Below are 11,969 nucleotides of genomic sequence, written 5' to 3' on the forward strand. Positions count from 1 at the left end.
TGTATTCCTGTCGGACTATTACCAAAAGGTTAGAATCAAAACTTAAAGAACCGCCGTATACCGAACGGTACGTACGGTGGTGTGAGAGGACAGATAGGGAAATAATCCCTATCTTCCTACTCTATTTCTTATTCACCTTTAATATTTAAGTAATTTAACTTTTAAATGACATGCTATAAGTCTTTCCAAATTAACATAAGCTTGATTTTTATCCGTGATTAATACCGATTCTTTATGCCTCATTAACAAAACCATTCAACAGATCTCTCTAATGCAACTGGAATCGACTTCATTTTGAAAAAACCACAATGTTTTGATTTCTATCCCGTATTTTTACCTTCAATCGGGGTCGATTCAGCTGCAAAAGCAACTATTGCTTGTATATAGCTACCTATTCCCCGTTTCAGTTGATTCTTTATCTTTTCATCAACAGCCTTTTCAATATATGCTTCATCATATTCAATAATTCCTTTTAGCATATAGATGCTATCTCTTTTCCCATTTTAGACCTTAATTTATACACATGGTTATTCGCTGTCCTAGAATTTTTGGTTACTTGTAACATCACGGAGATCCATATTTTTTTTATCATTTTTCATGTATTACCTAATTGTTAAAAAAATAAAAGTTTACTGATATTGTATTCTGTTATTTGTCGTGAATAATGTTTTTAATTCTGGGTAAGTTTATTTGTTTGGTTGTAAATAGTGATATTTTACTTATTTCGATATTAAATATTGTTATTTCATATTTCAAGAAGGACTTTTTTTAGAATAGTTTATTATTATATATAAGATCAAAAAGTATATTAAATGTTTTTTATATTGAAATAACATTTAATAATATAAAAAAAACCATATTTATTTTAGTTCAATACTTGATAATTAGTTTTTAGTGTTGTTAATGAAAGTTAAAAAAAAAATTATATTTTAATTAAGCGTACTTTTTCTCTAAGTTTTTTTTAAATAGTGTAAATTTTTTATATTTATAAAATATAATTTTGTTTTTGTTTTGAAATCCAATGTTTGTAGCTAGAGTTTTTTAGGTAATCAAGTATAAATTTTTCTATTATTGTTGGATTATATCAAGTTAATGGATAAAATTGGGGTATCGTTAAACCAAAAAAAATTAATATGAGGAAAGTTTTACTTCTAGGACTTGCGCTCCTTTTTGTAGGTGCTTCAGCATTTGCTCAAAGTCGCGTAGTGACTGGGACGGTGACATCAGAAGAAGATGGATTGCCACTACCAGGAGTTTCAATTTTGGTAAAAGGAACTACATTAGGTACTACCACTGATTTAGATGGTAATTATTCTATAAATGTTCCTGAAGGCCAGGCAAATCTAATTTTTAGCTTTATGGGTTTTGTAGCTCAAGAGCTGAATATTGGTAATAGATCACAAGTTAATTTAGTGTTAAAGCCAGATTCTAAGCTACTCGGTGAAGTTGTGGTGACAGGGTATGGTGTTCAGACAAAAAGGGAGGTTACTGGTGCTATAGCTTCAGTTGGTGCAGAAGATATCAAAAACTTGCCACTTCTTGGAGTTGATCAAGCATTGCAAGGAAGAGCAGCAGGTGTACAAGTTACGCAATCTTCTGGAACTCCAGGTGCAGGTATTTCAGTTAGGATTAGAGGTACAGGTTCATTGAACGCGAGTTCAGAGCCTTTGTATGTTATTGATGGAGTTCCTATCAATACTGGTTCTTACACTGCTATTGGAGCTGGAGGTCAGTTGACTAATGCGCTTTCTGATTTAAATCCAAATGATATTGAGTCAATGGAAGTTCTTAAGGATGCAGCAGCGACTGCTATCTATGGTTCAAGAGGTGCAAATGGTGTTGTTTTGATTACTACTAAAGGTGGTAAAGCTGGTTCAACTAGGGTTGATATAAGCCACTATTCTGGTATACAGCAAAGACAAAATGATCCAGTTCAAAAATTGACAGGTTCTGAGCAAGTTTCTTTGTTTGTAGATCAAGTAAGGAATAGATTCACAAATGCCAATGGACAAGTCGTAGGAAGTGGTGTGACTTGGAGATCAGCAGAAGATTATGCTACTTGGTTGTATAGTGATGCAGGATTTGCCGTAAGCAATGGTCTTTATCAAGCAGTGGATAATGGTGACGGTGTCAGGGATCTTTCAGTTTTCCAAAATCCAGCCACAGCAGTTAACAATGATTGGTTATCTGAGATTTTCAGAACAGCTCCAATTAGACAAACAGATGTAGCGGTTTCTGGAGGTAATGACAGAACTACTTTTAGAATTTCGGGTACCTCATTCTTTCAAGATGGTATTCAGATTGGTTCTGGTTTTGAAAGACTTAACTTAAGAATAAATCTTGAAAACAAAGTAAGTGACAAAATTAAGGTAGGTGGTAACCTAGGTTTATCTAGATCAACAGCTCTAAGACCGCAAAATGACAATAATATCAACGGTGTCCTTTCTACAGCTGTTTTGGTAGCTAATGATATCCCTATCTTTAGACAAGATGGTACCTATTACAAAGACCCAGGGGCATCAACAGAAAACCCTATCGCAGCGGGTTTGGAACCATTTTTTGAATCAGTTTCTGCAAGAGTTATTGGTAATGGGTTTGTGGAATATGATATTATTCCTGGTTTGAAATTCAGATCATCTATCGGTATTGACTACTTGAGTTTGAAAGAAGATAGATTCCAACCAACTACTACCAACACTGGTGCAGGAAGTAATGGGCTTGGTCAGTCATCTCAAAGATCTGATATTAACTGGATTTGGGAGAACACCCTTAATTATTCTAAATCATTTGGTAAGAATAATGTTAGTGCCATGTTAGGTTATTCACAGCAAGAGTCTACTTACGAAAGTCTTTTCGCAGAAGCAACCGTGTTCCCAGGGAATACAATCAGAAGATTGTCTGCAGGTTCTGTGAAAACAGAAGCTACTTCAGGTGGTACTTCATGGGCACTTGAATCTTACTTCTCAAGGTTTAATTATAACTTCGATGAGAGATATTTAGCTAGCTTCTCTATTAGAGCAGATGGTTCTTCAAGATTTGGTGAAGACAATAGGTTTGGTGTGTTCCCCGCTGGTTCAGTTGGATGGAGAATGTCAGAAGAGGGCTTTATGAGTAATATTAAAAATGTTATTTCTGAATTCAAGTGGAGAGCTTCATATGGTATTACTGGTAACCAAGAGATTGGTAACTTTGCTTCCTTGACATTGTTCAACGTAGGAGCAAACTATAACCAATTAGCAGGTGTTCAACCAAACCAACTAGGTAACCCAGGATTGTCTTGGGAAAGACAAGAGCAGTATAATATAGGAGCGGATATTGGTTTCTTGGAAGATAGAATCTACTTGTCAGCTGAATACTATTCTATGGACAATAACCAATTGTTGTTGAGCAGACCATTGGTAGGTTCTTCTGGTTTCACTGGCGTTCAGGAAAATATTGGTGTTATTAGAAATAGAGGTTGGGAATTTTCTTTGAATACAGTAAATATTGACAAGAGAAACTTCAGTTGGAGAACTAACTTTAATATCACATTCAATAGAAATGAAGTGCTTCAGCTAGCAGGTAACCCTTTTGCGGCAGGTTTTGCCAGCTGGGTAGAAGAAGGTCAGCCACTTGGTTCTTTTAGAGGTTTTAGAACTGAAAAAATTATTCAAAATGCTGAAGATTTGGCAATTGCTAGAGCCCAGGGTCAATCAGCTGCTCAATTGGGTGATATTATGTTTAGAGATCTAAATGGAGATGGTGTTCTTAATACTAATGATCAAGAAATACTAGGAAGTGCTCAGCCGAAGTTTTTTGGAGGTTTGACAAATACTTTCCAATTTGGAGATTTTGACATCATGGCATTCTTACAGTTTAACTATGGAAACCAAATATACAATAACACCAGGTCTTTCTCTGAAGGTATGAACGGTGTATTTGGACAGACTTCAGGTACTTTGGACAGATGGACTCCTGAAAACCCAAGCACCACAATGCCAAGGGCTGTCCATGGAGATCCTAATAACAACAGAAGAGTATCTGACCGTTGGATCGAAGATGGTTCTTTCATGAGGTTAAAGAATTTAAGCATTGGATATAACCTTCCTTCAAGTATAGCTAACAAGGTGTATGCTAGGTCTATAAGGGTTTATGCATCTGGCCAAAATCTTTTGACTTGGACTAATTATAAAGGTTTTGATCCAGAGGTTAGTACATTCAACATTACAAATACTTCCCCTGGAACAGATTTCTTGACTTATCCTCAAGCTAGAGTTTATACTTTGGGTGTTAACGTTGGTTTCTAAAATGAATAATATGAAAAGATATATAAAATCAGGTATAGTTGCAGTATTATCCTCCGCTGCTATACTTTCTAGCTGTGATCTCTTAGAGAGGCAGCAACCTCAAGCACAGCTTGCTCCTGAGCAAGTTTGGGTAGATAATTCTTCTGTAAGAGCTGCAATTATTGGTGCTTACAGTTCTTTGCAGAGTGCAAACTCTTACGGTCTTAGACACTGGGCTTTTGCTGGTCTAGCTGCCGATGAAATTTCTTGGACTGGTACTTTTCCTACTTTTGGTCAAATTGATCAAAGACAGGTACTTGCAAATAACGTAGAATGGTCGAACTTATGGAATACCATCTATGCGGGAATCAATAGATCAAATAATATCATCGCTAATGTTCCTGGTATAAATGATGCTTCTTTGAACAAAGAAGCGGCTATTGGTGAGGCAAGATTCCTAAGGGCTTTGAACTATATGAACCTTTTACTATGGTTTGGTGGTACTCCAGAAGGCTATGGAACAGCTAATGGTCTTGGCTTATCAATATTTGATACACCAACTTTGACACCAGGTGATGCCGAACCAAAGCCTAGATCAACTGAAGCTGAAGTTTGGACTTTAATCAATGCCGATCTTCAATATGCAATCGATAATTTGCCTACTACAGGTGGTCCTGCGCGCGCTACAAGAACGGCTGCTGTTGCATTGAGAGCTAGGGCTGCAATGTATCAAAATGATTGGCCAAGAGCTTATGAATTAGCAAATTCAGTAATCGCTGGAGATGGTTCAGATCTTGCTGCAAATTTTGCAGATCTTTATTTGAATCAAAACGTTACCCCAGAGTCAATCTTCGAATTGCAATTTGACCCAACTAATAGTAACTCAATTGCTTTCTTCTTTTTCCCAACAGCTAGAGGTGGTAGAAACGAGTTGGCTCCAAATCAAGGCTTCTTGACTGCTCATGAGGCTGGAGATAGAAGGCTTGCTGTCAATAACGGTTCTGCTGCTCCAAGTCCAGCAGCTGGCACTACTGCTAAGTACTATAGAATAACCAATGGTGATGATCATGTTATCATTCTAAGAAGAGCTGAGCTTTACTTAATTGCTGCTGAAGCTGCCGCAAAAGCTAGTGCCGCAAATCTTCAAACTGGAGTTGGATTATTAAATGAAGTTAGAGAAAGAGCTGGACTTCCTGCAGTGACAGCTACTTCTGTCGCTGAATTAGAAACATTGGTGTTGAATGAAAGAAGAATAGAACTTGCTTTCGAGGGGCATAGATGGTTTGACCTAAGGAGAACCAATAGAGTTGTTTCTACGTTTAGTATAGAACCTTTCAGGGCTTTGATGCCGATACCAGAAAGAGAAGTTCTTACTGCTGGAGGGGTCGTAGCACAAAATCCTCAATATTAAAATTTGTCTAAATTAAAAATGAGGTAGTGTAAACTACCTCATTTTTTTTCTAAATATTACAAGTATGAAATTTCTTATCTCGTCTCTCTCATTAGTTTTATTTGTTTGTCATATTTCTTTTGCTCAAGTTAGTTCTGGATTTGATTCTCAAAACAACATGGATCAGCTTGGCGGTGCTGGAAATATTGTGCGTGAAATGAAGCCTGTAAAAGCATCTACCAAAGGTAGTCCCTTGATATTTGAAAAGCTTAAGAATGGATCTATTTATAAAGGTGGTGAGGTTATAGATTCTTCTGAATATAACATTCATCTTGAAGAAAAATTAATAGTTAGGAGTTCTAATAAAGGGTTACAATTTTTAGAAAACTTGCAATTTGATTCTTTAGTATTTAATGATTCGGATACATTCATTAATAGAGTTGTAAAAACTGATAAAAATGAATGGTATCTTGAAAGGGTTATGTTGAAAGATGGACAAGTGATTTTCTTAAATCATGAGGTTACTTTGATCAAAGGTAATGTGGGAGGAGCCTATTCTGGTGGTAATAATTATGATGAGTACATAAAAAAAGTTAAGTTTTTTAAATCAAATGATGATAATTTGGAAGAGTTTAAAATGAATAAAAAGTGGCTGAAGAATAACTATGATAAATACGAAGATATTCAAAAGAAATTGGATTCAAATCAATTGAAATTTAATTCTTATGAATCTATTATGGATTTGATTTCCACAATCAAAATGTAGTAATTTCTCTTTTTTTAACTTATTTATTTCTTTTCCCTTAAATTTGCACTCCAAATCAACGAAGTATGATATACGTTTGCAGAAAGGAACACTTCAATGCTGCTCATAAGCTTTGGAACCCTAAATGGTCGGAAGAGAAAAATGTTGAGGTTTTTGGGCCTTGCGCCAATGTCAATTGGCATGGACACAATTTTGAGCTTATCGTTATGGTTAAAGGTTTACCTGATCCAGATACAGGATTTGTTGTAGACCTCAAGCAGCTAAGTACCATCATTAGGACTCTTGTAATCGATAAAGTAGACCACAAGAACCTTAATCTTGATGTAGATTTCATGTATGGAAAAATGGCTAGCTGCGAAAATCTCGTTATGGAATTTTGGAAAATTCTTGAACCTGCTGTAAATGAAATCGTGCCACATGGAAAACTTCACAAGCTCACACTATATGAGACACCAAGAAATTTTGTGGAGTATTTTGGTGAATAACCAAAAAGCCGCTAGAATTTAAGAGGTAATATTTAAAGGTAGTTCAGTTTGAATTGAGCTACCTTTGTTTTTTTGTGTTTTCATGAATCTGTTTCATTTAACTTAAACATATGTTTCTTCAACCATTTTGCTATTTTAAGTGTAACCCCAACATCAATATTTGTATATTTAATTCAGATTCAACTAATAATTAATAGGCTGATGAAGTATTATGTAATTTCAGGAGAGCGCTCAGGTGATCTGCACGCATCTAATTTGATAAAGGCTTTATTCCGCAAAGATCCGTATGCTGAGTTTAGAGGCATGGGAGGTGATTATTCTGCTGAAGCCGGCCAAAATTTGCATGTGCATTATAAAGAGATTGCCTTGATGGGGTTTTTGGAAGTATTATTAGGTTTTAGGAAGGTGTTGAAATACCTGTCTGTGATCAAAAAGGACATTCATTTATACAAACCTGATGTAATCATCCTTGTAGATTACGGTGGCTTCAATATGAAAATTGCCAAGTTTGCCAAATTGCATCAAATTCCCGTTCATTATTATATCCCACCCAAAGTTTGGGCTTGGAATCAAAAACGTGCCTTGAAGATTAAGGCATATGTAGATCAAGTTTACTGCATACTGCCATTTGAAATTCGTTTTTTTGAAAAGTATGGAGTAAAGGCTCATTATGTGGGTAATCCTCTATTGGACGAACTGAGAGCGTTCAAGCCTCATGATTTTTTTCATCAAAAGAATGAGTTAAGTTATCAACCAATCATTGCTTTGTTACCAGGTAGTAGGTCTCAAGAGCTAAAAAATATGATGCGTATAATGATTGAATTGGTTGGAAATTTCCCCAATGCTCAATTTATAATTGCCGGTGTTCGAAACCTTAACGCTGACTTGTATCAGCCTGCAATAGATGCGGGGATTAAAGTGATTTTTGATCAGACGTATGATTTGCTTCATCATGCCAATGCTGCTGTTGTTACATCCGGAACAGCTACCTTGGAAACAGCCTTGTTTAGGGTGCCTCAAGTCGTCGTTTACAAGACAAGTGGACTGAGTTATGCAATTGCCAAAAACCTAATCAAGGTTCCGTATATTTCTTTAGTGAACCTGATAGCTGACAAGGAAGTAGTTAAGGAACTAATCCAAAGTGATTTTGATAAATCGAACTTATCGCAGGAATTGAATAAGATTCTTACTAACACTGTTTACAGAGGGGGAATACTTCAAGGATATGATGAAATCAAATCAAGAATAGGAGATAAGATGGCTTCAGAAGAAACAGCAAGTCTCATTTATACAGGTAAGGAGTAATAAAACTGCTATCCATTTATTTAGGGTCTTCTGAAAAATACCAACTGGAAAAGTAACTTTCAAAATTTTGATTAATCCTACTTTTATTGAATATTGTCTTTTTAAGCAGGTGCAATCTTGTTCAATGATTCGGCTTGATTTGCTTTTTCAGCTAGCGCTATCTATTTGCTCCAAAATGAAATCAAAAAAGAAGACTCTGATTGAAAATCAGAGTCTTCTTTTTTGATTTTAAGCTACTTGTAACTTTTTGAATTTAGATTTATCAAATTGTGCGCTTGCATATTTAGCATCAATCACAAGCTCTTTTTTCCCTTCTAGTGAAGGTAGCTCGTACATGGCATCAGTTACTATGGCTTCGCATATAGACCGAAGTCCCCTTGCACCTAAGTTGTACTCCATGGCTTTTTCTACAATATAGTCAATACCACTTTCGTCAAACACCAAAGAGACATCTTCCATCTCCATTAGCTTTTTGTATTGCTTTGTTAGTGCATTTTTAGGCTCTGTCAAGATGCTTTTCAAGGCATCTTTGTCCAGGGGATCCAAATGTGTAACTACAGGTAACCTCCCAATCAATTCTGGAATTAAACCGAAAGACTTCAAGTCTTGTGCAGTTACATATTGAAGTAGATTGTCTCTATCTGCATGTGCTTTTTCCTCTTGCTTAGCAAAACCCAAAGGCTGTGTATTGAGTCTACGTGCGATATGTCTGCTGATTCCATCAAACGCCCCTCCACAGATGAATAGAATATTTTCTGTGTTGACAGCAATCATTTTTTGATCTGGATGCTTACGACCGCCTTGAGGTGGTACGTTTACCACAGTACCTTCAAGGAGTTTTAGAAGTGCTTGTTGTACACCTTCTCCACTTACATCTCTAGTGATAGATGGGTTGTCTGATTTTCTAGCGATTTTATCGATTTCGTCAATATAGACTATACCTCTTTCAGCAGCTTCCACATTGTAGTCAGCTGCCTGAAGAAGTCGAGTCAGTATACTTTCCACATCTTCTCCCACATAACCTGCCTCAGTCAATACTGTTGCATCAGCAATGCAAAAGGGTACTTCAAGAGTCTTGGCTAAAGTTTTAGCCAAATATGTCTTGCCTGTACCTGTTTCTCCGACCATGATGATGTTAGATTTTTCTATCTTGATCTCATCTGCATCAGGTTTTTGCTGTAGCCTCTTGTAGTGGTTGTAGACAGCTACAGTTAGTACTTTTTTTGCATCTTGTTGTCCGATTACATATTGGTCAAGATACTGGTTTAGTTCCTTAGGTTTTTTTAGCTTGAATTTCTGAGATGTCTTAGTCTTTTTAGTTTTCTCTTCTTCTCCCAAAATCTGAAAAGCCTGATCAATGCAGAAATTACAGATATGAGCAGAGATTCCTGATACCATCAGATCTACATCTTTTTTGTTTCTACCACAAAAGGAACATGTTACTTGAGCCATTTTTTTACTTCTTTCTTGTCAATACTTCGTCTATCAATCCATACTCCTTAGCTTCAGGAGCTTTCATCCAATAATCTCTATCAGAATCGCGTTCTATTTCGTCAAAAGTCTTGCCAGTATGCTGTGCAAGGATTTCATATAACTCTTGCTTCATAGATAAGATCAGTTTCAAGGAGATTTCCATATCCTTAGATTGGCCTTGCATACCGCCGGAAGGCTGGTGGATCATTACTCTTGAGTGCTGTAGGGCTGACCTCTTGTCTTTGGCGCCTCCAGATAACAATACGGCTCCCATTGAAGCTGCGATACCAGTACAGATTGTAGCTACGTCAGGATTGATGTATTGCATGGTGTCATAGATCCCAAGCCCAGCAGTCACTGAACCTCCAGGACTGTTGATGTAAAGAAGAACGTCTTTCTTAGGATCTGTTGATTCTAAGAAAAGTAACTGTGCAGTGATGATGTTCGCAATAAAATCATCCACTTGTGTACCCAAGAATATGATTCTATCCATGATCAGCCTAGAGAAAACATCAATCTCTCTAAAGTTGGTCGGTCTCTCTTCGATTACCGATCTGGTCATGCCATTGATAAATGTATCGTATTGATCAAATGCATTTCCACTGATGCCTTGATGGTGTACTGCGTACTTTCTGAATTCGTCTTTGTTAAACATATTGATTTTGTTTAGTCGTTTACAAAAATAAAAAAAGCCCTTACTTTATGAAGGACTTTTTCTAAACGATTTTATTTCTGAATTAGTTTTCTATTAACTCTTTGAACTTGTCAATTGAGATAACTTCCTCAGTTAGATCTATATTTTCTTTGACATGAGCCAATACTTTTTCGTTTTGTACTGATGTCAGCATCTGCATGTAGTTCTGTCCTTCATTTCCTTGGAGGTAGTTGTCTACAAACATATCCATGCTATTTTCAAGTTGAGCGCCCATGCCAGATGAAGCAAATTGCTCTCTTACCATCTCTTTGGTTTTCTCAATTACCTCTTCATGCTCAGCTTTTATCTCATTCTTCTTAGCGATTTCATTTGAGATGATCGTCCATTGAAGTTGCTTAGCGTATATTGGGTACTCTTTCTCTACTTGCTCTGAAGTTACCTTGCCTTCATTAGCTCTTAGAAGCCATTCTTTCAAGAAGTCTTCAGGCAAATCTATCTTTACATTTTCGATCAAAGTATCTTTGATCTTTTCGTCGCTGAATACTTTAACTTCTCTATTATAGTTATCATTCATAATAGCTTTTACTTTTTCCATAAAAGCTTCTTCAGAATCTACTTGACCTGGACCAAATACTTTGTCAAAAAGCTCTTGATTCAATTCTGCATCTTCTGTTCTGTTGATGTTTTGAACGATGAAAGTGAATTTACCAGATAGCTTTTCTACTTCTTCTTCTTCCACACCGACAGTCTCAGCAAGGTCTTCTTTAATGGATTTAGAAGGATCAAACTCTATAATGTCGCCTTTTTTAAGACCAATGAATTTTTTCAAAGACCTACCGTCTACTTTTGATAACGGTAGTGAGAATGTCTTTTCAAAATCACCATTCACTTCTTTAAGATCACCATAAATGAAGTCCCCTTCTTGGCTTTCTTCGGGATTGGTCATTGAGCCATATTGTCTTCTCAAGTTTGATACTGCATCATCAATCGTTGCTTGATCTACTTCTAGGGAATAGCTTGTAGCATTAAGAGACTTGTCAAAATTGATGTCTAGGTTGTCTACAAATCCAATTTTGTATTCGAACTGAAAATCTTTTTGGTTTGCCCAGTCGATCTTGTCCGCATCTTCGATTACAGGAAGAGGATCCCCGAGGATTCTAAAAGTCTGAGATTTTAGATAATCATTCAAAGATGAAGAAAGCAATCCATTGATTTCATCAACCAATACAGAGGTACCATAAAGTTTTTTCACCATTGCTATGGGTGCCTTGCCTGGTCTAAAGCCTTTTATATTAGCTTTCCTTGCGTATTCTTTAACTTTCGCATCAACCTTTGGTTGATAATCTGCTTCATTTAGTGTAATTTTAACCGAAGCTTGATTTGCTGAATGCTTGTCTAGTGTGATTTCCAAGGTGTATTGATTTTGATTTGTGTTTAACTAAAAACCCTCAATCTCTTTTCTCCTTTCGAAGAGCCGAAGCTAATTCGAAATCGGAACCGTGATTGAGGGTCTGAAAACGTGCGGATAGAGGGACTCGAACCCCCATGCCTCGCGGCGCTAGATCCTAAGTCTAGTGCGTCTACCAATTTCGCCACATCCGCTTATCTAATGTGGATGCAAAGGTAATAA

At 36.6% G+C, this 11,969-nt stretch carries 9 protein-coding genes and 1 tRNA gene; 5 read left to right on the forward strand and 5 right to left on the reverse strand.

The window, feature by feature from the left end; translation table 11 throughout:
* Positions 1-320: 320 nt before the first annotated feature.
* Entirely contained in the window at positions 321-479 is a 159-nt protein-coding gene (locus tag MM239_RS16680; RefSeq protein ID WP_241349394.1) for a hypothetical protein, read from the reverse strand.
* A gap of 654 nt (positions 480-1,133) precedes the next feature.
* On the opposite strand from MM239_RS16680, the gene MM239_RS16685 reads away from it, so the two are divergent.
* The 5 genes from MM239_RS16685 to lpxB all read left to right on the forward strand — a co-directional run bounded on the left by MM239_RS16685 (position 1,134) and on the right by lpxB (position 8,211).
* A complete protein-coding gene (locus MM239_RS16685) occupies positions 1,134-4,286 on the forward strand; it encodes a SusC/RagA family TonB-linked outer membrane protein (protein ID WP_241349395.1) in 3,153 nt (1,050 codons plus the stop codon).
* A 10-nt stretch (positions 4,287-4,296) separates the two neighbouring features.
* Entirely contained in the window at positions 4,297-5,676 is a 1,380-nt protein-coding gene (locus MM239_RS16690; protein ID WP_241349396.1) for a RagB/SusD family nutrient uptake outer membrane protein, read from the forward strand.
* A 64-nt stretch (positions 5,677-5,740) separates the two neighbouring features.
* Positions 5,741-6,421 (forward strand): hypothetical protein, encoded by a 681-nt coding sequence (locus tag MM239_RS16695; protein ID WP_241349397.1) that lies wholly within the window; start codon positions 5,741-5,743, stop codon positions 6,419-6,421.
* A 65-nt stretch (positions 6,422-6,486) separates the two neighbouring features.
* Positions 6,487-6,906, forward strand: coding sequence for a 6-pyruvoyl trahydropterin synthase family protein (locus MM239_RS16700; RefSeq protein WP_241349398.1), 420 nt, complete (start codon positions 6,487-6,489; stop codon positions 6,904-6,906).
* Positions 6,907-7,107: 201 nt separating this feature from the next.
* Positions 7,108-8,211: a lipid-A-disaccharide synthase gene (lpxB, locus tag MM239_RS16705; RefSeq protein ID WP_241349399.1), complete on the forward strand. Its 1,104-nt coding sequence runs from the start codon at positions 7,108-7,110 to the stop codon at positions 8,209-8,211.
* A gap of 228 nt (positions 8,212-8,439) precedes the next feature.
* On the opposite strand, the gene clpX is transcribed toward lpxB, so the two are convergent.
* The 4 genes from clpX to MM239_RS16725 form a co-directional block, all read right to left on the reverse strand.
* Complete coding sequence (clpX, locus tag MM239_RS16710) at positions 8,440-9,663, reverse strand: ATP-dependent Clp protease ATP-binding subunit ClpX (RefSeq protein ID WP_241349400.1); 1,224 nt, start codon at positions 9,661-9,663, stop codon at positions 8,440-8,442.
* Positions 9,664-9,667: 4 nt separating this feature from the next.
* Positions 9,668-10,339 carry a ClpP family protease gene (locus MM239_RS16715; RefSeq protein ID WP_262916633.1) on the reverse strand — a complete coding sequence of 224 codons (672 nt, stop codon included), beginning with the start codon at positions 10,337-10,339 and terminating at the stop codon, positions 9,668-9,670.
* 82 nt (positions 10,340-10,421) lie between these two features.
* A complete protein-coding gene (gene tig, locus MM239_RS16720; protein ID WP_241349401.1) occupies positions 10,422-11,750 on the reverse strand; it encodes a trigger factor in 1,329 nt (442 codons plus the stop codon).
* A 109-nt stretch (positions 11,751-11,859) separates the two neighbouring features.
* Positions 11,860-11,941, reverse strand: a tRNA-Leu gene (locus tag MM239_RS16725).
* Positions 11,942-11,969: the final 28 nt, after the last annotated feature.

The organism is Belliella filtrata (assembly GCF_022549775.1).
Classification (GTDB): domain Bacteria; phylum Bacteroidota; class Bacteroidia; order Cytophagales; family Cyclobacteriaceae; genus Belliella; species Belliella filtrata.

Bases quoted from the DNA above. Each gene is read 5' to 3' on its own strand.
- MM239_RS16680 (WP_241349394.1), bottom strand. From the start codon at position 479: ATGCTAAAAGGAATTATTGAATATGATGAAGCATATATTGAAAAGGCT.
- MM239_RS16685 (WP_241349395.1), top strand. From the start codon at position 1,134: ATGAGGAAAGTTTTACTTCTAGGACTTGCGCTCCTTTTTGTAGGTGCT.
- MM239_RS16690 (WP_241349396.1), top strand. From the start codon at position 4,297: ATGAAAAGATATATAAAATCAGGTATAGTTGCAGTATTATCCTCCGCT.
- MM239_RS16695 (WP_241349397.1), top strand. From the start codon at position 5,741: ATGAAATTTCTTATCTCGTCTCTCTCATTAGTTTTATTTGTTTGTCAT.
- MM239_RS16700 (WP_241349398.1), top strand. From the start codon at position 6,487: ATGATATACGTTTGCAGAAAGGAACACTTCAATGCTGCTCATAAGCTT.
- lpxB (WP_241349399.1), top strand. From the start codon at position 7,108: ATGAAGTATTATGTAATTTCAGGAGAGCGCTCAGGTGATCTGCACGCA.
- clpX (WP_241349400.1), bottom strand. From the start codon at position 9,663: ATGGCTCAAGTAACATGTTCCTTTTGTGGTAGAAACAAAAAAGATGTA.
- MM239_RS16715 (WP_262916633.1), bottom strand. From the start codon at position 10,339: ATGTTTAACAAAGACGAATTCAGAAAGTACGCAGTACACCATCAAGGC.